This is a genomic window from Anaerolineales bacterium (assembly GCA_015075725.1).
In the GTDB taxonomy this organism is placed as follows: Bacteria; Chloroflexota; Anaerolineae; order Anaerolineales; family Villigracilaceae; genus Villigracilis.
Map to the genome: position 1 here is coordinate 2,257,811 of JABTTV010000001.1, position 23,787 is coordinate 2,281,597.

Sequence of the window (23,787 nt, forward strand, 5' to 3'; positions counted from 1 at the left end):
TTTCTCTACCCTTTTCTAATTTATTAACTTATCTTTGACTTGGAAGTAATTTTGTAATGATATATAACTGTGATGTCTATGACTTCAGCAATTTCAAGTTTGAAATTAACACTTTGGAAAGTTGCTCATTTATTATATTTTCTACAAGATGGTTTTTGTAGCATGATTAGACAATCCGCAACCATCAATTTGTCGGATTGCGTCGAGCTTTTGGGAAATTTGTGCCTTTTGTAATCGTTTCAGAGTTTACACTGTTTTGATTTGGAATTATTATTGTAGTTCCTAAGCTAGTAGAGTTGTCTTATTCGTTATGGTATATTTCATGTGCTTTATTGGTATCGATAATAAACACCAGGAGTTAAGTTATGTATAAAGACAAAACAATTGCTGTAGTTGTGCCTGCATACCAAGAAGAATTGCTGATAGGGCGCGTAATTGAAACGATGCCGGAATTTGTTGATAAAATTGTGATTGTTGATGACTTTAGTTCTGATAATACTGTTTCCATTGTAAATAGTCATCTGGATAAACTTCCAAAGAAAATCGTGCTTATTCGCCATGAAGTAAATCAGGGCGTGGGAGGTGCGATTGCCACAGGTTATAAATGGTGCCGCGATCATGGTTTCGATGTTGCAGTTGTGATGGCGGGCGATGCTCAAATGGACCCTAAAGACTTACCCGCAATACTCGATCCCGTAGTCGCCGGAATTGTCGATTTTTCCAAAGGTAATAGACTTATTACAGGTGATGCATGGGAAAAAATACCAAAGGTTCGCTATTTGGGTAACTCAGTTTTATCATTACTGACTAAAATTGCATCTGGTTATTGGCATGTTGCCGATTCGCAAACCGGTTACACGGCTATTAATAAACGAGCTTTGAAGTTAATTGATTGGAATAAGATGTATAAGCGGTATGGGCAACCGAATGATTTGCTTGTTCGGTTGAATATTTATAATCTGCGAGTATGTGATGTGGCAGTTACTCCAGTTTATAATATTGGTGAGAAAAGCGGTATTAAACCATTTCGAATTATCCCCAAGATGTCCGCCCTGCTTTTTAAGCTATTTCTGTATCGTATGACCCAAAAGTATATTATTCGCGATTTTCACCCGCTGATATTTTTCTATTTTGCCGGATTTCTTTTCTTTATCTTGGATTCATTATTTCTTATTCGTTTTTTTATTCTATGGACGCGTTCAGGCAACATTCCTGAGATAACAGCACTTTCAATAGTATTTTGCACTTTTTCCAGCATGTTGTTCACCCTTTTTGCAATGTTGTTTGACATGGAATACAATCGCTCACTGGGAAAAGATTGGTGAAGGAATCGCACTAGGAAATTAATGATGTGGATGGTGTCTGATAGATAAATATGCGACGTATAGATAAGAAACATCTCCCTATATTCCTCATCTTATTCAGTGTCATATTGGTTCTCGGTACCATATCAATTTTATCCGCCCAATACGAAGAATCACAATACGAAGAACCGATTTACAAAGACCCACAGATCGAAGAACTGCAATACGAAGTAGAACAGTACGATGGGATGTATAAATATTCCATAGAGAGGGATTACAAAGCCCTTTTACGGCATTTTTCGGAAGAGAATCCTGGACGTGGAGTCTTAGATTATCCTGGAAATGAAACTTCTGATTATGCCAAATCCTATGCAATGTTTCTTAGCGCAGAGCTGTTACGGGCGCAGCGAGAGCCGGAATTTCACTTATCGGATATGGGGGAAAATGCAGGAAATTGGCTACTTGATAATGCAGATATCGATGGCGATGGCGTAGTTGGATGGGGGCTTCCTGTAGAATGGGATGCTTATGGGGATGGGACGGTAAATCCTCCAAACACGATATACACCATTACTACTGCTATTGCAATCAATGGATTATTAGATTGGCTGGAGATGGATCCTGATGCCCCTGAAGAACGAATAATTACGACAGTTGATGCTGCGTTTGAGCCATTTATAGATCCAAAAGCTTTAACACAAGATGGGCTATTAATGTATTCTCTGTCAAGTAATGACCAAGCTTACAGTACATTTAACCCGGGGGCTTATATGGCTGGTCAGATGCAACGGTTCAGTAGCGTTCATTCCAATTCTGCAAAACGTGATCAATTGCGTTTTGTTTCAGATACGATTATGGAATCTTTGCTTGTCTATAAACAACTAGATCAAAATGGGGGCTGGTATTGGAATTATAGTATAGATGAACATGTCCCGAACGATGCGACACATTCCATTTATATTATTGAGGGAATTTACCAGTATATAAGATATCAAGGATCATTGGCAAATCAATTTGATTGGGTTGCGATAAACAGGCATATTCTTCTATTTTATTCTCCCGAAGAACTGCAATTTAAGCGCTTTCCACAGGTTTTGAATTATTCATTTCCTGGACAGCCTCGTTTATATGAATTGGGTATGTTAATGTATTATATGGGGAAATTTGACCTGAAAGAAACTGGTGATGCCTTATATGCCTTTTCAGCAACATACCGTTTACCGGATGGCACCTACGCTAAACTTCCAGTAAGTGAAGACGGTTCAGAAAACAAATTGGTCGTTAATGAATATATGTCTTATTTACTATATGGATTTAGTTCGTTGATTAACCGTCCTGTTCCCGAAAATATACAATCCCTAAGGAGCGATTGGAATTTGTTGCTTGACCCTGTTGCATTGCTACCAACTGATACAAACGAGAATATCCTTGTCCCTTTTTCTTATTTTGACGTGGAAGACTACAATATTGAGCTCCTGTTCAATGTTCGTTTGTTGAAGGGTGAGCTGGTAGTGAATAATACAAGAATTGCCCTGCCAGCACGGGTTTTACCAATTAAGATCCTCGAATGGAATAAGAAGAATTTGGTCATTTTTACACGTGCTCTTTGGTCGAATAAAATCCAAGTTTGGAAACTTGACATTGAATCGAAATATTTTCAATCAATTCCCATGCCAGATTATCTGGATGAAGGTATGTTCCGGCAGGGGATTTTATTTAATGAGCATATTGTCTTTATTCTTTTTGACCCGATTGCGAAGACGAATTATATATACCGGATTATTCCGACTAATGAATCTGATCAATCACTCCAATTTGACGAAAATTATAAACAGGAGTATTTCATCAACGAGCAGCTGGGTTATCGACAGCAACCAAAAATATTAATGACAAAATTTCAGGGACACCTAATCATTGCTTCCGACTCGATCGTTTACGATTATGATTATTCGCCTACTATCGAAAAAACTACTCTACAACGTTCCACTGATCTCCCTAATCGATATAAATTACTTGAACTTTCCTCTGACGATATTGGTGTTTTTGCATTATATAAGGATATCGAATTCTCCTTTGACAAACCAATTTCGAGAGATAATAGACCGTTTATACTATATGATGTTGCTAACAAAAAAATTTTCCTTGATGATTATAAAGGACGTGTACCTTATAATTTGCAAGTAATTGATGGACAAGCAACAATTCATTTTGTTGAATCGCAAGAAGATATAATTAAATTGTTTTTGCTAGACCTACAAAATATGCCCGCCTCAGGTCTGATGAGTGCCGGAGTAAATAACTTTGAGGGAGAGGTTATCTGGACTCAATCTTACTATTTGAATGCGATGATAGACATATTGAGTGCGAATGAAGATTATCATACGATAGACCCTTTTAACCCTATCAGATCACAACTTAAACAACGCTTGGATTTTGAGATGGCATTAATTGATAGGATGATATTGGAGGGTCCTGGATTACTTTGTAAAACATTTACGGTAGATCGTACGCCAACCTTGCATGCTGTTCAGACCGGAAAGTTTCTATTATTGTTGAAACGGTACTTAACCCTTCCGAATGCAATTGAAATGAGTAGTTATGAGGAATTTCGTAAGAGAGTAATTAACTTGGATGGGCACATTGAGGTCTTTGCTCAAGCAGAATCTAGTAACCCTTGGTTGACTGAAGGTAGATATTACTTGATGTGGCCAAAAGGGTCACCGTTTTGGGCAGATGGCGTTGGTATCCCCTATAATCATCAAAATATGTGGGCGGCTGGTGTTTTATATGGTGAAGATTTGAACGATTTACCGGATGACGACCTGAGACAGATCACCTATGATATTAGCTCACAAGTTTTGGATCTAGAGGGGTTTCGCAGGGTTATTCCAAAACATAGTCATTGGTTTGCAAAATCTTCGGGATATTATCAATGGTATTATTGGTGGGGACCTGCAAAGGAGGGATGGGCTGAAGCTGATGACATATCGGTAAATACCCCGTCATGGCGCGGTGATGGTGATAACATTGCACTGCCTGTTTATAGGACTTTTGATGCAATCACTATCTTGATCGCAGGTAAACATTTTAATAATTTTTTACCAACTGGCATCTTGGAATATTTTAGAAACGGGATCGAAAAAGGTGAACTGGAATTGTTTATAATTCCATATTTAGAACAATATGGCAAAATTCCCAATATTGACCAGGGATTAGCAATTAAGAATTTGCGCAGTGCCAGCCAGCCAGATATGCGAAATGCTGTCTGGGCTTATCGTTATCTTTCTTATAGTATTAATAGCCCGCTATATTCAGTAAGTTCGGAGACTAACTCTCAGATTCCAATGGTGGGCACCTTTATCTTGGATGTGGCACTTGTTTTATTATGTGCTTTTTTGCTTAATGCCATATTGCGGATTGACAGGCTCATACCTTGGTTGATAGGGTTATACCTTTTTGTTTACGCTATAGTCGTATTGACTATAGTATTGAGCAGTCTGCTTTCGCTTCTAAATAGCAAAGCATTTTTCTTGTTATTCCATTGGTCGTTCTTGGTAATCCTTACATTAATTTGGTTATTGAGAGATGCTCCCGATTTATTCATGCCATTACGGTTGCTCAACCTCAATCCTGCATCTTGGCTGCCTTCTTTCAAGCCACATTGGGATATTTGGATAGCGGGCGTAATATGTGCTTTTGGTTTTGTTTTTATTGGATATTCAAATTTAGTCCTTCCACAATCTATCGACGATGTCCTCACTGCTCACCTTTCACGCATAGGTTACTGGCTGCAATTTGGCAATTTGAAGCCATGGCAGGCTGATACATATCAAATGGCACAGGTCATATATCCATTTAATGCCCAGGCTCAAATTTACTGGAGTTTATTGTTCTTAAGGACGGATCAACTGGCGGGCTTTTCGCAATGGATTGCATTGCCGATCATGATATTGACCATTTATGGTTTTTGCCGGATGATGAAGATGGGTCGCAAGTGGGCGATAATGGCGTCTTTGACTGTATTTTCGCTGCCTAGCATATATTTACAGACTTTTAGCGCGATGACAGATCTGATCAGTGCTGTGTTGTTTGTTAGTATGCTTTATTTATTGTTATCAGGGTTGGAGAGCAGGCGATTGGAAATCTTGGGATTGTCAGGATTGGCTTTGGGGCTTTCCATTGGAACCAAGCAGACCATCATCTTTGCTATTCCGGGTCTGATAATTGTTCTAATATATATTGTGATAATAAAGAAGAAAGCTGTGATTAAGTATTTATTACAATGGGCAGGAGCATCCTTTGCTTCGATTTCTATAACTGGTGCATATATTTATATAGCCAATTATTATTGGTGGGGAAGCCCTTTCGGTCCTCCAGCGACCTTTCAAGGATTTACAAATAGAGAAACAACTCTATCCGTATTTGATACTTTAATAAGGTTTTTATTGAATGCGAAAAGTCTGTTGGCGGCAATATTTCACCTTGACCTGTTCAGTTGGAATTATTCAGTGGTAAATCCGAGTCCGGGACCTGTGTTTGGATTATTGATATTATTCACATTTATTTACATGGGATCAATTATTAGGACAAGGCAAAAAAATGTACCTGCTTTTTCCTTATTTATTATTTCTGTTTTTTACGGTTTGACCCTGTTAGTTGTGCGTGAATATACAACTGCTTTGTTGCGATATCTTATTATCTCGTATGTGCTTTTAATACCGCTGGCATTTTCGGGTCTCTCAGTTTTTGCTGAAGAAAAATTTAAGACTGAGGAGTAGCTCGTGTTACAAAAGGTGCGTAAACTAGCAAGGGATACTATGGAGAAAAAAGACCTAAAATCCCTCCTCATAGGGATCCTTCTTGGATTTCCGATTGTGTTAAGTTTTTCTGGTCATTTCCTATTTTTTTGGTCGCGTAGTGATGTAGTTAAATATCTTATCTTTTTCGGATTGTTAATTTTGTCAGGAGTATTGATTGGTTTACTTCTTAATAAATCTTTGAGGACAAGGCCAAAACTGACTAATAATGAACTGGTGATATTTCTTATCTTGCTTTGTATGATTTTGGGATTTGGCTTGGTGTTTAGATCAAGAATTCCTTTGCCCCTGTTGCCGCCAACAATGTACAACATGATTTTAACTATAAGTGGTGAAAATACAGATGCCACAAGTTATTCAAAACCTATAATCGGAATAAGGATGCTGGAAGCAAAAAGCAACAGAGCTATTTCTCTTTCGACAATATCATGTGATGGTGATTTTCTTGAGGCTAAAAGGAATGCATATTATTTTGAGTTAGGTTCTTCTGAAGGCAAATTGCGATGCTCCTTTCGGGGGAATGTGCGTGACGCTATTATATTTATTTTCTTAAAACCACAAAACGAGGGGAGGGTGGTCGAGACGGTTTTTCGTTCTGATGCAGGGATGACGACACAAGAAACGTTTTATGTTCAATATTCTAATAATCCAACGAAAAGTTATGGTGTGTTGTTACCACACACATACTTTAGTATTTTCTGTTTGTTGTTAGATATTATTTCATTCGCGATCATTTTATCTCTTTTAATTTATGTGTTCTTCCAAGAAATAAGAAAATTAATACCGAGAGTATTTATTTTATTTCCCGCTATAACTATGTTGTATTTGATGATCTATCCATATTCCAGCGGATATATAATTGGTAAAGATCGTACAGATTTTCAGTTATACAGGCTTCCTGAATACGAACGGATGATTCGGGATGTAGATCGTTATGTGCCCGAAGACGCTTCCATGGTGATTGTTTATCCCGGGAAGTATCCCGTCTCGCCTTTATTTGGTCAAAATTACACGCGTCGCTTGTTGCCTCAATATCCTGCTCCAGAATCGATTTCTGCTGACTACTTAGTCAGCTTGGGTGCAGAATATCTACTTATGAGCGCGGAGTTATTTGAAAAAGATAAACTTGAGCCCGATGGACAACTTCATTTTGTTATTTATGGAGGAGGGGAAGTACTATACCCTAATTACTCACTGTATGGCATGCTAAAATCAGGACTTATAATCGTCGCATCTTGCGTAAAACAGCCTGATTGTTTGGTTAGATATTATATATTTAGTGTACAGAGATAATCCAAACGCGCTTTATATAAAAATACTTGCATTAAGGAGTTAAAAATGTGCGGAATATTTGGCGTAATTGCTCGACCCGATCCTGAGCTTTCAGTTTCAAACGTTAAAATGGTAATGGATAAACTGTTTTTGCTTTCCGAGTCTCGAGGAAAAGAAGCAGCAGGTATAGCTTATATAAATCCTGATTCTATTTATGTTGCGAAATATGCAGAAACAGCTTCCCAAGTGATAAAACGAAAGACCTACAAAGATATTTTTGATCGCAACACATCCGCCGAAAGTATCCATGGAAGTATTAAGGGAGGATTTCCTATTTGTATGATGGGCCATTCTCGCCTTGTGACCAATGGCGGACAGCAATTTCATGCTAATAACCAGCCAGCCATTGCATGCGGAATAGTGGCGATTCATAATGGGATCATTACCAACTCCAATGATTTATGGCTTCGATACCCTCACCTGGAAAAATCTACCCAATTGGATACAGAAGTATTTTTGGCGATGCTTCGTGATAAGTTAAGACAAACTGAAAGTCTGACGGAAGCCGTCAGTTCGACCTACATGGATGTAGAAGGAGTTGCATCCATAATTGCCTATTTTGAGGATATAAATTGTGTACTTCTATCGACAAATAACGGATCGTTGTATTTTGGAACGAACCGAGAGAAAGGAATTTACGTTTTTGCTTCTGAAAAATATATTTTGACTAGCTTTGCGAAATCTAGGGGGATTCCAGTCTCAATGCAGAATCTGATTGTTCGCCAGGTTGAACCCGGTCAGGGAATAGTCATCTCCTTGGATACCCTGAGTTTAGAGAGTTTTCGGTTCGATCAAAATCGACCCATAGAAATCTCCTTGGCTCCATTGGAAACTCCAAGGAAAATCGTGGATCTCTCTCTTCCTGAGCATTTAGGCACCAATGAATTAAAAATGCCGGGAGAAGGTCCATATATCCTGCCGCCTAATTTTATTGATGAATTTCCAAAGAATATAAATGCGATAAATTCTCTCCGCCGCTGTTCAAAATGTATTTTGCCTGAAACAATGCCTTTCATTGAGTTCGATAATGATGGGGTTTGTAATTATTGTCGCAGCTATCAACCTATCACCTATTTAGGATTGGAAGCATTGCAAGAAAAATTAGTGCCATATAGAAAAACGAATGGTGACCCCGATTGTTTGGTCACTTTTAGTGGCGGACGCGATTCCAGTTATGCTGTTCACATTCTAAAGAATTTGCTGGGAATGCGCCCGGTTACTTATACTTATGATTGGGGAATGATCACAGATCTTGGGCGTCGAAATCAAATGCGCATATGTGGGAAACTTGGGCTTGAAAATATACTAGTCTCTGCAGATATTGGGCGCAAAAGGGAAAATATTAAAAAAAATATATTGGCATGGTTAAAAACCCCGGATCTTGGAACAATCCCACTATTTATGGCGGGAGATAAACAATATTTTTATTACGCCAACAAGGTTGGAGAGCAAACGAATAGCAAACTTATTGTTCTTGGTGAGAACCTGCTAGAAACCACTCGGTTTAAATCAGGCTTTTGTGGAATCGAACCTCAATTTGAGGAAAGTCATACTTATACACTTTCCTTTGCAAACAAATTTAAATTAGCTATGTATTATGCTAGACAGTATTCTATAAATCCCGCCTATATTAATTCTTCGCTTATTGACACGATTGGTGCATATATATCCTATTATTTTATTCCACATAATTATCTGAATATATATCAGTATATTAAGTGGGATGAACGGGAAATTGATCGTACCCTTATTGAAGTTTATGACTGGGAAACGGCTAAGGATACAAAAACGACATGGCGGATTGGGGATGGAACAGCATCTTTTTATAACTATATTTATTTCACAATGGCTGGTTTTACAGAAAACGATACATTTAGAAGCAACCAAATTCGTGAAGGTATGTTGACTCGGGAAGAGGCGCTAGGAAAAATAGAAACGGATAATCAACCGAGATATGAGTCCATCCAATGGTACTGCGATATCATAGGGATTGACTTCGATACAACATTACAAAAGATAAACCTTGCCCCCAAGCTTTATCAGATTTATCTTTGATAAAGTGCGGAAATCCTGGGCGTAGATGAAAAGTAGCCATCCCTTATTATGAGATGGCTACTTTATGCATAATATATTTTGGTTGATAATATATGCTATGACGGCTCGAGTACGTAATTATTTTGCGGTACGTACATAGAAGATAATTGATATTGGATTTTATATGAATTACTTATCATCCATTCTTGCTCGCTCTGGCGTCTCAGAAAAAATTTCAACAAATGTTATGTGGAACATTGCCAGTTATGGGATTATAGCAGTGATTGGACTGCTATTAAACTTCGTTATAGCGTTTTACTATGATACAGCAGTCTTGGGGGTTTTTAATCAAGTCTTTGCATATTATATTTTCCTTTCGCAATTAGCTGTAGGAGGGGTTCATCTGTCAATGTTGAAGGCAGTTGCTCAATCTCACAATGATGAAGATCGGGTAATTAAACTTTTTACCTCTGGCATGATACTTACATTATTAACTTCTCTATTTGTTTCATTGATCACTTATTTGTTAAAAGAATTTTTAGGAGAAATATTAAGGAGTCAGGACGTAAGTGTCGGAGTAGGATATATTGTTCCGGGGTTGTTATTTTTCTCTTTGAATAAGACGATGCTTGCACTTATTAATGGGTTGAACCAAATGAAAGATTACGCGATCTTTCAAGCCCTGCGATATATCTTTTTCCTGCTTAGTATTTCCTGTCTGGTTGCATTGTCTTTCCCAGGAAATGTGCTTCCTGTAATATTTTCATTGTCAGAGGGTGCTTTGTTCTTATTGCTTTTGATAAAAACCTATAAACATCTCGATATTAATGGTTCTTGGTTATACAAAGACTTGTATTATTCTCATGCTTTATTTGGTCTGAAAGCTGCTGGCGGAAATTTGCTTTTGGACATCAACACGCGAGTTGACGTCATAGTTTTGGGTTATTTTGCCTCCGACCGAATAGTGGGTATTTATAGTATTGCAGCTTTAGTCGTTGAAGGGTTCTGCCAGCTGCCGGTTGTATTAAGGGCTAATGTTAATCCGTTAATTACTCAGGGTTTCTACAATAAAAATAGACAGGACTTTCAAAAATTATTAATAAAGATTAGAAATTTATCCTTCCTTGTTCTTAGCCCTGTTGGGATAATTATTGCATTGGCTTTTCCTTTGCTATTTCTAATATGGTCCGACCCAGACCTCATAGCTTCCTGGAAACCATTGGTTATTATCATGGTCGGTGTTCTAATGAGCGTCGGATACTTACCTTTGCTCACAATTTTTAATCAAACTGGCCATCCCGCAAGTCAAACTATATTAATTTTTGTAATTTTTCTAACAAATTTAATTTTGAATATTCTTTTAGTGCCATTATATGGTTTAATAGGATCGGCAATAGCAACTGGATTAACATTTGCGTTACAGGGGTTATATATTCGTTGGCTTGTTTTTCGAATAATAAAATCAAAAATTTAGTCATTTTATCTTTTGGCAGTCGGCGGGATTAATATATCTGCAATGGTAATGGCGAGTTTGATTATTCTTCCTGCTTGAATTGGGTCAAGAATATGATTAGGAGTGTTTCATGCTCTGACGTTTGACATTGGATGGTAATTTGGAACTTTTTTCCCAATGTATTACAATCTTCAGGTTCCTTGATGTGATCGCCAACTTTCGAGGGACAACGATAATGGCAGAAAAAAATGATAAGAGAATTTATCAAGTCCAGTTCGGTGTATTCAATTCCATCATTTATATCTCAGGGACTCTCGTTTCTATTAATACCCATATACACCAGAATTCTAAGTCCCTCAGATTACGGTTTTCTCGATCTCGTGATCGTTTTTGCTACATTGGTGAACCTCACTATCCCCCTCCAGATTTCTCAAGGCCTGGCTTATTTTTATGGAAAAGAAAATGTTCTAGAACGTAAAAAGAAATATTCATCTTCTGCTTTGTGGTTCACGATTGCCTCCTATAGTTGTTTTGTTTTGTTGTTTGTTTTTCAAGCAGATCAAATTTCCATAATAATAATGGGAAGCCGGGCTTGGCAGACCTCTGCCCAATTAGGGATTCTCTACATTTGGAGTAATGGTATATATTTTCTTGTGCAAAATCAATTCCGTTGGGAATTGCGGAGCAGACAATATGTAGTGGTGAACCTGATAATGAACATAGTGACTACAGGAGCTTCATTGTGGTTGGCATTTGGATGCGAAATGGGGTTAGAAGGTGTGATTATAGGTAAGTTTATAGGGAACTTGGTTGGTATTGGGTTTTCAATATATTGGTTGCGTGAGAGTTATCTTTTTCAAATTGACATCAAGATCCTTCAAGAATTACTTGTCTTCTCTTTGCCATTAGTAATAGCTGGAATTTCTGTCTGGGCTAATCTCTATATAGACCGTTTGATGATTAATGCTATTCTTACTATAAAAGAGGTTGGTATTTACGGCATCGGAAATCGTTTTTCCAATTTGGCATCCACAGCGATGATCGGTTTTCAGCTTGCTCTACCACCACTTATTTACAATCATTATCAAGCCGAGGAGACACCTAGGCATATCTCGAAAATCCTGAATGTATATCTTGCTTTTGCTTTAACTATATTTATGATCCTGGCTCTTTTTATTAATGACATCTTGCGATTAATGACAACTAAACCGTTCTATGGTGCTGCAGATTTGATAATTTATCTTGTCCCTGCCGCTTTTTTGGGACAAATGTATATTTTTTCCCCTGGCTTAGTAATTTCTAAAAAGACAAATATGATTGGCTATATTAACTTAGGTGGTGCAATAATCAACCTTGGATTAAACCTTTTCCTAATCCCTTATTTCGGTGTTAAGGGCGCAGCTATCGCAACTCTTCTGAGCAATTTTTTCATATTTATAGCCCTCATGAGCTTAGGTCAGAAGTATTATCGAATACCCTATGAATGGCGTTCGGTTATCGTAATGGTGGCAACTGCCAGCATTATAATTGTCACTATTCCTAATTTACTACCGGCCGTGTATTTGATGGCTCTTGTGATAAAACTCCTTGGGATTGGATTATTCATATTTGCATTGAATATATTCAAGGTAATAAATTTTAAAACAATTAAAAATGAACTCCATTTACTGATTACCAAACAATTCTAGCAAGAACCTTATCGGTTATGTTTAATAGGTGAACATTACATTGTCAAAGTTGGCGATAAAATCTTTCATTTAACCAGCCTGAGTGTTAATGAGTTTGTGATTAATGAAAATTCTGATAGTTACCATCTTTTTTCCCCCCCTAAACTCAGTAGCTTCATTTCGCCCGTACTCCTGGGCAAAATACTGGTCGCGGGCCGGACACGACGTCACCGTTCTGACCACAAAGAAACACGAACACCCCACCGACTCTCCCTATCCCTTCACCGGCTTCGAAGCCCGTGAAGTTGAAATGCCCCTCTTCAACCGTTTACGCGGAGCTCTGGGCAGGGAAAATACAGCGAAGGTTGTCGGATCCAATAACGGTGTGAAAGCAACTGTACTCTCATCGCTTCTCGCCCGGGCGAATAAATCGATCCAGTTTCTACAGCGAAGGTTCGGCGTTCTCAATTATTGCCGGATGCCCGATCTAACGGATTTATGGGCGGCGCGTGCCTATCAAAGCGTTTCGTCCGAGCAATGGGATTTGGTTGTAAGCACTGCCTGGCCTTATACAGTTCACCAGATCGCATATCGCCTGCGCAAAAAGGGACTGGCAAAAAAATGGATCGCAGACTGGCGCGACATCTGGATCGGCAATCATTTATATGCTGGGCTTTTTCCTTTCACGCTTATAGAAAGGTATTACGAACGCCTCTGGATGAAAAAAGCAGATTTCATCACCACCGTCTCCGAGCCGCTCGCTGGGATTCTGCGAAAACGATACGGTGACAAAGTCTCGGTCATTTATAACGGATTCGACCCCGAAGATAATGAAGGTCTTCCGCCGGAAAAAGCCTACCCCGATGATGGCGTCTTCCGCATCGTATATACTGGCTCTATCTACGCTGGCTGGCAGGACCCCTCTCCGCTTTTCGAAGCCATCGTCCGTTTAAAGAGCCAAGAGCAAATCACACCAGAGCATCTACAAGTCATTTTTTATGGGAACAATGCGGATATGACTCCGCTGGCAAATAAATTCAATATTTCTGAATATGTCCAGTATGGCGGCTTCCTCCCACGCCAGCAATCATTGCATTTCCAAAGGGATGCGGATGCGCTTTTATTTTTGGAATTCGAGTCTAAAAATCTGCGCGGCATCCTAACCGGCAAGTTGTTCGAGTATTTGTTCGCAGGTCCGCCGATTTTGTCTGTAGGGAGTGGAGTGGACGACTCCGTAGGTGTAGTGTTGAAGGAGACCGGACGGGGAGAATCATTCGGTATTCGAGTTGACTTGATTGCTCAAAATATCGTCGCATTGATGAGAACCCAAAAAAGTGGTTTGGTTCCAGCCCGACCGCTTAACGCGCTTCAAGAAGACCCGGATGTTTTTCAATATTCAAGAAGAAGACAGGCGGGAATACTTCTGGGTTTAGCATTGGACTAAATACATTGTTATCCCACTGAATGATCCCTTACCGGGGCGGCGGACTTGCCGCCCCGGTTTCGTCTGTCCATTTATAATATGATCATGCCGCCCATCCCGTCCGCAACCATCATCATTGTCGTCTGGAACAGCGGTGGTCACCTGGAACAGTGCCGTTCCGCTCTCTTGAAGCAAACCCGGCGGGACTTTGAAATCGTCCTTGTGGATAACGGCTCCACGGACGGGTCGCTTGACGGGATTGAAGACCGCTGGAAAGATTTTCCCCTCGTCGTTGAACGTCTGGGCGGGAATAAAGGATTTACCGTAGGAAACAATATTGGCATGAAGCTCGCTCGCGGAAAATGGATCGTCCTCCTCAATGCCGATGCCTACCCGGAACCGGGTTGGTTGGCAAGTCTCATTCGCGCCGCGGAGGAGAACCCGGGGTATATTGCTTTTTCCTCCCGCCAACTTCAATATGATTCGCCGAACTTCCTGGATGGGGCAGGGGATGCTTATCACATCAGCGGATTGGCTTGGAGGAATCATTACAACCTCCCCGCCGATCAATACGGACTTGAAGCCAAAGAGATTTTCAGCCCTTGCGCCGCCGCCGCAATGTATTTGCGCGAGGAGTTTCTAAATGCGGGTGGATTCGATGAGGATTATTTTTCCTATTTCGAAGATATCGACCTTGGTTTCCGTCTTCGCCTGAATGGAGGGAAATGCCTGTATGTGCCGGATGCAGTTGTCCGTCACGTAGGAAGTGCAAGTACCGGCAGGCGCAGCGATTTTTCCGTCTATTACGGCTATCGCAATCTTATGTGGACCTTCATCAAAGACATGCCCGATCCATGGTTTTGGATTTTATTACCGCTTCATGGAGCGACCATATTATTTTTTGCAATTTACATCACCCTGCGCGGGCAGGGCAGGGCGATCTGGAGCGCGATCTTCGACGCGATTCGCGGCGCGCCTAAAATGTTCGTGAAACGAAAGAAAATTCAAAAGAATGGAAAAGTTAAACCAGTTGAATTGCTTCGTGTAATGTCGACTGGCTTGTTCACACCCTATCGGGAATTCATCAAGCGGAATCGCAAACCATGAACCACGCTCCAATTTTCACCCTCTCCATTGTCAGCCATGGGGATTCCGGCAAAACCTTCCGCCTGCTAGAAAGTATTCGCACGAACGAACCGGATACGCAAACGCGCTTTCAAGTGCTCGTTACTGATAACTTGAAAAACGACCTGCCAGATTTCGATCCCATTCCCTGGGTGTCCCTCACTGTATTACGAAATGAGCGTCGATTGGGATTTGCCGAAAACCACAATCACGCCTTCGAACAAGCACAGGGCGAATATTTTGTCATCCTCAATCCCGACCTTGTCTTTCAAAAACCCATCTTCGCCGATTTGCTGAAAAGCATGTTGACACATAAGGCGGATTTGATCGCCCCCCAGATCGTGGACGAGACCGGAGTCATTCAGGACTCCTACCGCCCGCTTCCGACGCCCTTCGAGTTGATTCAACGCCGTTTACCGGGTTATACCTTCAAACCTTATCTGCCAGACCTCGACGGCATCATCCGCCCCGATTGGATCGCGGGTATGTTCTGGCTGGTGCGTTCCGATACTTATCGCCAATTGGGCGGCATGGATGAAAAATTCTTCCTTTATCTCGAGGACGTGGATTTTTGTTCCCGCGCGCGGCTGCGAGGGAAGAAGATTATGGTGGAACCCAACATCCAGGTCCGGCATGATGCGCAGCGGACCAGCCGTCGTAAGTTGTATTACCTCTATCTGCATTCCCGCAGTGCCCTGCGATTCTTTTTTTCTCCGGTGTACCGGCAAATTCGACGCTTTTCGCGGAAGTTGGAAACTTAAGGCTGGGTATCCTGCCGAAGGTTGGGAAAACTCTGATAAACTACAAGCCGCAAGCTCACCTGGAATTTCACGACGATATGGGCATTCCCCTCCTTTTTGGAATCATCAGTCTGGCGTTGACTCTCGTGCTGGGTATTCCCGCCTCGATTCTTGCCAGACGCCTGGGCATCATGGACGTTCCCGGTTCCGCGCCCCATAAGCAACACGCCCGCTCCATGCCTCTTGCAGGTGGGATTTTGCTGATCATCGTCCTTTTGATATTGACCGTAAATTTTCGCGATTCTCTCAGCCGTGAGATGCTGGCGGTATCCATCGGGGCGTTCGCGGTGTTTGTGTTCGGGCTTTGGGACGATTACAAAGGTTTATCCGCAGGTCCCAAACTGATTGGACAATTGATCGCCTCGGGGATATTGATCTCCTTCGGTGTTCAGGTCCGTTTTGTGACTGTGCTGTCTGACCCGATCGTTGTTTCCCCGGTAACCTCTCAAGTACTTAACATCTTGATCACGCTCTTTTGGCTGGTCGGCATCACCAATGCCATGAACCTGATCGACAGCATGGACGGCATTGTTGCCGGTCTTGGGGTCATTGCATCGGGATTTTTCATGGGGGCGGCGAGTCTTGCAGAACAACCGGCTCTCGCGCTGATGGCGGCGGGTTTGCTGGGTATTTGCATTGGTTTGTATTTCTGGAATGCCATTGAGGTGAGGTTCTTCCTCGGCGATTCCGGGGCGCAATCGATCGGGTTTCTTCTCGCCTCCTTCGGCATCCTTTATAATCCATTGGACAGAAACCCCGAATCGTCCTGGATCGTCCCGATCATGTTGTTGGGAGTTCCCATCTTCGATACAACGCTTGTGGTGCTTTCCCGTTTGCGCAGGCAACAGCCCGTCGGGACAGGCAGGCGCGACCATACCTACCATCGTTTCATCGTGCTTGGCGTCCAACCGCGTTATGCTGTGCTTGGCGTTCATCTTATGGCTCTTACCGTTAGTGGTTTTGCCTTCCTTACCTTTTATCTCAAACCCTGGGTCGCATTGATTCTATTTTTCCTTGCAATTACTGGCGGCCTTGCATTCCTCCTTTGGCTCGAGCGCAAGCCCGCACTGGACAGCGATTAGGTTTCTCCATGCTTCACCCTCAAAAAAGACTCCCTGCCTACGGGCTTTTCCTTTCCCTTGGTGCATTCATCACTCTCGTTGTGATGCTCGCATCCCCGTCGGATCCGAAGAACGCGTTCTTTCTTGGATACTCCCTTGAGCGGATTCTTCTTGCGGCTGGGATTCTAATTCCCGGAGCCGCGCTTCTTTACCTGACTTTGCGCCTGTTTCGCCAACCTGAACATTCTCAACGCCTATGGTTGGATGTTTCTGCCCGTGGATGGATCAGCGATTCGATATTTTTCCTTTCGCTTGCCGCCTTCTTTACAGGCTGGATTCTCCTATTCATGCCCTCCTACCGGCTTGGCGCTTTGGCGGGATACGTTCAAAGGTTGGCTCCCATCATCGGCTGGCTGGCAGTGAGCGGCGCAGTCACGAGCGCGATTCTCCTTATCGAAAGGAGAAATGAATCCGCAAATCCCAAAGACTCAACGCGGATCATTTTGCGAGTCGCACTCATCTTTTTTGGAGTTTTTGTTTTGATGGGCGGACTCGTTGCCTTCACCGGCATCGGCATCGATTACCCGGCAGATTATTGGTATGGCGCAGGGGTGCCCGTGCTCGGATTGCAGGTATTGTTCTGCCTGCTGATTGGGGCGGTATTTTTATGGATCGAAGGTAATACCCGGTTCCTCGATAAAAGGGGAATCGATGTGGTCATCTTTATTATCCTTTGGCTGATGGCTGCGTGGCTATGGTCGCGGGAACCTCTCCACCCGAATTATTTCATGCCTGATACGGCGGATAACGTGATTTATCCCTATTCAGACGGCGCGACATTCGACCAGGGCGCGCAGTACCTGCTGATCGGGCAGGGATTGTTCAATGGGCAGTTCTTCGAACGATCTTTATACAGCATTTTCCTTGCATACCTTCACATGGCTCTCGGGCAGGATTTTGAAAACTTGATGACCGCCCAGGCGGCGTTGTTCGCGGTGTTGCCGGCGGTTGTCTATTTGATCGGGGTGGAATTGCACAGCCGGCCGTTTGGAATTACCGCTGGCGCGTTGATCGCCCTGCGGGGAATGAACGCTGTCATCGCCGCAAAATGGATCGATACCGCCAGCCCGAAAATGATGTTGACGGATTTTCCTGCAGCGATCCTGATTTCGCTCTTCCTCCTTCTTCTTTTGAAATGGATCAGAGATCCGTCGCGGCTGGGATTGCTCGGATGGATGGGTGCCGTCTTTGGGTTTGCGCTCATGGTGCGCACGCACGCCATTTCCTTGTTGCCTGCCGCGCTGATCTTTCTTCCCTTCGCCATGAAAATTCGCTGGAAGGGATTTGTGCTGACAGGGCTTCTGATCGCGCTTGGGTTGTTTGCGGTCACGCTGCCATGGGAAATTCGGAACCAATCGAAGGGGATTCCGATGTATTCGTCGTACTATTCCCGTTTTATGGTCATCCTCCGCCATCGATACGGGTTGGATGCGGATGCGTACATCCCTTCTCATATATCCTCGCGCGCTTCCGAATCCAGGCGCGGATTTTCCCACCAACTCATGTTGCATTCTTCGACAGAACCTTTTTGTGATTCAGCGCCCTGTTCGATTGCAAATCACCTGGTTCACAACGTGGTCACCTCCCTCGTCTCTCTTCCATCCTCATTGACCTTTGATGACTTATGGAACACCATCAAAGCCGATACGCCATACTGGAAGAAAAGTTGGAGCGAAGGACAGATTGGAGCGGGGGGAGCGTTGATGATCGTTTTCAATCTCGCAATGATCGCACTGGGTTTGGGATCGATCTGGGGACGGGTGAGAATCCTTTCACTTTTACCTGTATTTTTCTTTATCGCATATCTATTTGCCAATTCCGCTGGTTTCACTTCCGGCGGTCGTTACATCGCCCCTGTGGACTGGATCGTCTGCCTTTTTTATTCCGCGGGCGGATTGCAATTGGTGACTTGGGTGTTGAGAGCGGCGGGATTCCTGAAATTTTCCGAACAAAGTCGTTTGCAGGGAACACTCTTCCCGATAATTTCAAAGACAGCCTATATCAAGCTCCTTCCAACCTTTTTATTCATTCTTGTAGTCGGTTCGCTTTTGCCTCTTTCCGAGGCGTTCGCCAAACCGCGCTATCAAGCCAGGGAGCCTGGGGAGATTTTAGTTATATTGGAAGAGTCCGGACTTTTGCAGCAAACGGGTTTTTCACGTCAGGAACTGACGGCGTTCCTTGCCCAGCCCAATGCGATGATTAGCGAAGGGCGCGCACTTTATCCGCGTTACTATCGCACGGGAGAGGGCGAACCGGATCGGAGCACCTATTACCGCTTCCTGGATTATCAACGCCTCGTCCTTACGCTGATCGGACCGGACAACCCAATGGCGGAAGGAGTGGTCATTCCCGGCGACCCGCCACCATTCTCCTTTCACGCAGAAGATGTGATTGCGATTGGATGTTGGAATACTAATTATTACGCGCCTTATATCGATTCTGTGGCAGTGTTCGTTTTATCGGGAGAAGGATATGTTTATACCCGCTCTCCAAGCGCACCCTTGCAGTGTCCATTACCGGAACCGCGTTGAATGGATATTAATCTTAAGATGACCGGTGTCAGCGCCGGTCTTTTTGATTTGAAGTATGATTTCCGCCCGATAGGTCATCACCATTTCTGAAAGGTAATCATGTCTCGCAACCGGATCATTTTAGTAACGATCGGAATCATGCTCAGCCTCTTCCTTGCTTCGATGGAATCGACGGTTGTAGCAACCGCCACACCAACCATCGTTGGCGAGTTGGGCGGATTGAGCCATTTTTCGTGGGTGTTTTCAGCGTACATGCTCGCCTCCACGACCACCGTCCCCTTATACGGAAAACTTTCCGACCTTTACGGCCGCCGCAGGTTATATATCTTCGCAATGGTTTTGTTCCTCATTGGCTCGGTCCTGTGCGGACAAGCCAACTCGATGACACAGCTTATTTTGGCACGCGGACTTCAAGGCGTCGGTGCGGGCGGAATCATGCCCCTCGCGTTCATTTTGATCGGCGAGATGTTCTCTCTCCAGCAGCGCACCAAAATGCAGGGATTCTTTTCCGGCGTGTGGGGCGTCTCGTCGATCCTGGGTCCTTTGTTGGGCGGCTTTCTCGTCGATTCACTTTCCTGGCGCTGGGTTTTTTACATTAACATCATCCCCGGATTAATGGCGGCGGGATTGGTCGCCTATGCCTGGCGCGATGTGATCATCGGCGCTGAAAAACCGTCGGTCGATTATGCAGGCGCGGTCCTGCTGATGACCGCCATCGTCACCTTATTGCTCGCGTTATTGGACGACTCCGGCCTGTTCGATAAATGGGCGATGATCGGCGTATCGGTAATTTTGTTCATCGCATTGTTTTGGGTTGAATCTCACGCAGCAGACCCGATTCTCCCATTGGAATTATTTCGGGGAAAATTATTCTCTACAGCCATTGTCCATGGAATATTTTCCGGTTGGGCTTTGTTCGGGAGCATCTCCTTCATTCCGTTGTTCGTGCAATCTGTGTTGGGTACCAGCGCCACACAAGCGGGGATCACCATCTCGCCCATGCTGCTTGGCTGGGTGGCATCCAGCATCATTGGCACGCGCATTCTGTTGAAAGTCGGGTATCGCAGGCTTGCGATCATTGGGACTTTTCTCCTTGTGGTTGGGTCGTTTTTTATGTCGCAAATCGATGCCGGGACGGATCAAATTGCCATGATGGTCTTTGTGATGTTGATGGGCATCGGTATGGGATTTTCGATCCCATCGTTTTTGATAGCCGTACAGACAATGGTATATCGGCGTTATCTCGGAACAGCAACATCCACAATGCAGTTCAGCCGTTCGATGGGCGGGACGTTGGGAGTGAGCGTGATGGGTGCTGTGCTGACCGCCCGCCTGTCGGCGAATCTTGCCGCTTCCAACCTGGACCCGGAATTGGTCTCACAATTATTGGAACCAACGCCTGCCGCAGGATTGGTCGTTAATGAAAGTGCGCGTCTTGCGCTGGCAGATGCGATTTCAGCAGTCTTTGTGATCGCATTCGTCACCGCCGCGCTTGCATTGGTGAGCGTCTTCTTCGCTCCCAAAGTTGAATTGGACGAGAAGGTTTCTTCTGAGGAATCCCCATCGCCGGTGAGCGCGGATTGAAACTTTGTTATTAAAAGCGTATTTAGGAACAGATTGAGATGCCGCCATCATATTGATGTTTCCAGATATGCTAAGCGTTCCTGAACAGATATTGGCGTAAAAGGCTTCCGAAGTTAGTGCGCTTCGGAAGCCTTTTTCCTATTTGCAATCGTACAATTTCATCTGCTGCCCGCCTGGTCCTGCGGGTCCGGTTTGGGCGAGGGAAATCCCTTCCACTGCTGTACATGATGAACCAATCCAATTGGCAATGTCTTGTTTATTGCCCCGATCGCCGCCGTAAAGGATGTAGCGCAGTTCACCGCTGGCAACCATTTCTTTCAGATCATCGACAGTTACCACTTCGTCCTGCCCGGCGAAGCCGCCCATGTAAAGAACAGGCAGTCCTGTCGCAAGCACTAAATTCGAACCCTGTTGGGAGGAAGGCACCGCAACTAGATATTCGACCTCCTGCGTGTTGGCTTGCAGGAATTCCACCAACTCAGAGTTAACGGGTATGTCGCCGCGATTCCCTCCATCTTGAGCAGGCGAAGTGAGGAAGTTACCCTGCCCATCGTTCCGCCCGTTGTACGCGGTGGGAAGGTTGTTGTTTGAACCGTTGGTGACGGTCATGATGCTCCAGTATGAGGGGATGATCATTGCCGCGCTCAGGATGACGGCATACGCCGCCCGCCTCGAAACGGACAGGAGCAGGATTCCAAGCCCGAGCAGGATTCCTGATCCAAGCATCCACGGCGCGAACTCGTTGTATTGCGTGCTGGCAAAGAGTTGGAAGCCAAGCGTGACCAACACGGCAAGGATCAAGCCAACGACAACCCAACTTTTGGATTTGCCCCATTGATAGATTTGACCGAATCCGATGCCCACCATCGCTCCCAATGCCGGGGCGAGCATGATGGCATAGTAGGCGTGGAAGATGCCGGAGACCATGCTAAAGAAGACTACACAGGTCAACAGCCAGCCTCCCCAGAGAATCGACGCTTTGTGAGCGCCGGACTCGACAGGCAATCGTATTTTGGAGGCAAATACCGCCAGCAGGACACTGATCAGCGCGAAGGGCAGCAACCATGACATCTGCTTGGAAAGCGGAGCAGTGAAGAAGCGGAGCACGCCGGGGGAACCCGTTTCGTTGCTGAAGGGTGTGCCTCCGTTTTGGCCGTCGAGTCTGCCATAAGGAGCGCCGGTTGGCTGGGCATTTGGCGCCTGACCGGGGATCGTTCCCTGCGGGGCGCAGGCTAACGTGGGTTGATTTGGCGGCGTGATACACGAGCCGTTGATGGTCATTCCGTTAGGTTGGGTAAAAGAACAAAATGAACCCCGAGTTTGCCCTGAACACGCTTCAAGCGCAGCGGGAGGTGGTCCCTGGAACTGTCCCAGATGTGGCTGTCCTTGACTTGGATACGGCTGGGGCGGAGTCCCCTGATTGAAAGGCTGACCAGCATCCGTTCCAGTAGGAGGCGCGTTGTTGTCGCGTTGGTTATCCAGCCGCGATATTCCGTTATGTCCGAAGATCAATCCCATCACCGTGTTGTCATCGCTGGAGCCGATGTAGGGGCGATTCTCGGCGGGGACCAAATCCACAATGACCGCCCAAGAAAGTGACACAACGACGAGCAGGATGGTGGCGATGACGAGGTTGAGAATCTTGTTGAACCAGCCTTCCTTCGAGCCGAAGAAATACAGCGCGTAGAATGCGGGCAGGGGTAAAAAGGCTTGAAGCATTTTGATGTTGAAACCCAGACCAACGATGATTGCGCCCAACATCAGCCAGCGTGTTTTGCCGCTTTCGGTGGCTTTAATGAACGCCCATGCCGCGAGTAAAAGCGTGAAGACCAACATCCCGTCCATGGTGTTGTTGCGGTTGGTGGCGACAAAGACCGGTGTGATCGCCATGACGAATGCGGCAACGATGCCTGCCAGTTCGCCCATGTATTTTTTGACCATGCTGTACAGCAGGGGAATGCCGAAGACGCCCGCGAGAATGTTCGGCAATGAAACGCTGAATCCGCTCACGCCGAGGAAGTAGGCGAAGACCGCTTCGATCCATAGACCCAGCGGGGGCTTATCGACAGTGACCGAGCCGCCGGGTTCCGCCGCCACGAAGAAGAAGTTGCTCCACGATTTGAGCATCGACTCGACTGCCGCAGTGTAATATTCATTCGCATTGCCGATGGCGTCGATGTTATACATGTGCAGAGCGAACGCCGCAGTCATGATCAGCGCGACGATAAGCGCACCAAGGCTGGCACCGGGGAATATCCTTTTGCCAAGCAGGGATGATTGAACCTGTGGGGGTAAAGTTTCTATTGTCATTGAAAGACTCCTATTCGAACCGCCGAGTTCGCCAAGAAAGACGATTCTTTCATTGCGCTCTTTGCGGTCAATTGTTATTGACCGTCCACATCCGGTTTGCAAAGTAATTCCAAATTATTTACGCCTTCCGAAATTCTCTTTAAGTTTCATGCATCACGGCTTACATTCCCAAGTCTACATATCTCCCAAAAAACACCGGAGTGCGCCCTGTCACGACTTACCACGCCGACCCATGACTGGAGTCATGACACGATTGCGGAGGACATGACCCTCGTCATGCCCTCCG

13 protein-coding genes are annotated in these 23,787 nt (G+C 44.4%); 12 read left to right on the forward strand and 1 reads right to left on the reverse strand.

The genetic code is table 11. The features are described from left to right. Positions 1-365: 365 nt before the first annotated feature. The 12 genes from HS100_10950 (at position 366) to HS100_11005 (ending at position 21,191) form a co-directional block, all read left to right on the forward strand. Positions 366-1,325 carry a glycosyltransferase family 2 protein gene (locus tag HS100_10950; GenBank protein MBE7434426.1) on the forward strand — a complete coding sequence of 320 codons (960 nt, stop codon included), beginning with the start codon at positions 366-368 and terminating at the stop codon, positions 1,323-1,325. 50 nt (positions 1,326-1,375) lie between these two features. Then, positions 1,376-6,082, forward strand: coding sequence for a hypothetical protein (locus HS100_10955; protein ID MBE7434427.1), 4,707 nt, complete (start codon positions 1,376-1,378; stop codon positions 6,080-6,082). 3 nt (positions 6,083-6,085) lie between these two features. Continuing rightward, positions 6,086-7,414, forward strand: coding sequence for a hypothetical protein (locus HS100_10960; protein MBE7434428.1), 1,329 nt, complete (start codon positions 6,086-6,088; stop codon positions 7,412-7,414). 45 nt (positions 7,415-7,459) lie between these two features. Beyond that, positions 7,460-9,508 carry a hypothetical protein gene (locus HS100_10965; protein MBE7434429.1) on the forward strand — a complete coding sequence of 683 codons (2,049 nt, stop codon included), beginning with the start codon at positions 7,460-7,462 and terminating at the stop codon, positions 9,506-9,508. A gap of 163 nt (positions 9,509-9,671) precedes the next feature. After that, complete coding sequence (locus HS100_10970; protein ID MBE7434430.1) at positions 9,672-10,961, forward strand: oligosaccharide flippase family protein; 1,290 nt, start codon at positions 9,672-9,674, stop codon at positions 10,959-10,961. Positions 10,962-11,188: 227 nt separating this feature from the next. Beyond that, positions 11,189-12,628 carry an oligosaccharide flippase family protein gene (locus tag HS100_10975; GenBank protein MBE7434431.1) on the forward strand — a complete coding sequence of 480 codons (1,440 nt, stop codon included), beginning with the start codon at positions 11,189-11,191 and terminating at the stop codon, positions 12,626-12,628. Positions 12,629-12,731: 103 nt separating this feature from the next. Then, positions 12,732-14,051 (forward strand): glycosyltransferase, encoded by a 1,320-nt coding sequence (locus HS100_10980; GenBank protein MBE7434432.1) that lies wholly within the window; start codon positions 12,732-12,734, stop codon positions 14,049-14,051. Between the two features lie 84 nt (positions 14,052-14,135). Next, on the forward strand, positions 14,136-15,137 hold the full coding sequence (locus HS100_10985) for a glycosyltransferase family 2 protein (GenBank protein MBE7434433.1): 1,002 nt from the start codon (positions 14,136-14,138) through the stop codon (positions 15,135-15,137). Further along, entirely contained in the window at positions 15,134-15,916 is a 783-nt protein-coding gene (locus HS100_10990; GenBank protein ID MBE7434434.1) for a glycosyltransferase, read from the forward strand. The genes HS100_10985 and HS100_10990 overlap by 4 nt, the downstream gene beginning before the upstream one ends. Before the next feature lie 77 nt (positions 15,917-15,993). Further along, on the forward strand, positions 15,994-17,037 hold the full coding sequence (locus tag HS100_10995) for an undecaprenyl/decaprenyl-phosphate alpha-N-acetylglucosaminyl 1-phosphate transferase (protein MBE7434435.1): 1,044 nt from the start codon (positions 15,994-15,996) through the stop codon (positions 17,035-17,037). 8 nt (positions 17,038-17,045) lie between these two features. Continuing rightward, positions 17,046-19,607, forward strand: coding sequence for a hypothetical protein (locus HS100_11000; GenBank protein ID MBE7434436.1), 2,562 nt, complete (start codon positions 17,046-17,048; stop codon positions 19,605-19,607). 99 nt (positions 19,608-19,706) lie between these two features. Next, entirely contained in the window at positions 19,707-21,191 is a 1,485-nt protein-coding gene (locus HS100_11005) for an MFS transporter (protein MBE7434437.1), read from the forward strand. Between the two features lie 138 nt (positions 21,192-21,329). Here HS100_11005 and HS100_11010 read toward each other — a convergent pair whose 3' ends face one another. Then, a complete protein-coding gene (locus HS100_11010; GenBank protein MBE7434438.1) occupies positions 21,330-23,501 on the reverse strand; it encodes a glycosyltransferase family 39 protein in 2,172 nt (723 codons plus the stop codon). Between the last annotated feature and the right edge of the window lie 286 nt (positions 23,502-23,787).

Coding starts and splice junctions, on each gene's coding strand:
- HS100_10975 (MBE7434431.1), top strand. CDS start 11,189: ATGATAAGAGAATTTATCAAGTCCAGTTCGGTGTATTCAATTCCATCA.
- HS100_10990 (MBE7434434.1), top strand. CDS start 15,134: ATGAACCACGCTCCAATTTTCACCCTCTCCATTGTCAGCCATGGGGAT.
- HS100_10980 (MBE7434432.1), top strand. CDS start 12,732: ATGAAAATTCTGATAGTTACCATCTTTTTTCCCCCCCTAAACTCAGTA.
- HS100_11005 (MBE7434437.1), top strand. CDS start 19,707: ATGTCTCGCAACCGGATCATTTTAGTAACGATCGGAATCATGCTCAGC.
- HS100_10970 (MBE7434430.1), top strand. CDS start 9,672: ATGAATTACTTATCATCCATTCTTGCTCGCTCTGGCGTCTCAGAAAAA.
- HS100_11000 (MBE7434436.1), top strand. CDS start 17,046: ATGCTTCACCCTCAAAAAAGACTCCCTGCCTACGGGCTTTTCCTTTCC.
- HS100_10955 (MBE7434427.1), top strand. CDS start 1,376: ATGCGACGTATAGATAAGAAACATCTCCCTATATTCCTCATCTTATTC.
- HS100_10995 (MBE7434435.1), top strand. CDS start 15,994: ATGGGCATTCCCCTCCTTTTTGGAATCATCAGTCTGGCGTTGACTCTC.
- HS100_10985 (MBE7434433.1), top strand. CDS start 14,136: ATGCCGCCCATCCCGTCCGCAACCATCATCATTGTCGTCTGGAACAGC.
- HS100_10950 (MBE7434426.1), top strand. CDS start 366: ATGTATAAAGACAAAACAATTGCTGTAGTTGTGCCTGCATACCAAGAA.
- HS100_10965 (MBE7434429.1), top strand. CDS start 7,460: ATGTGCGGAATATTTGGCGTAATTGCTCGACCCGATCCTGAGCTTTCA.
- HS100_11010 (MBE7434438.1), bottom strand. CDS start 23,501: ATGACAATAGAAACTTTACCCCCACAGGTTCAATCATCCCTGCTTGGC.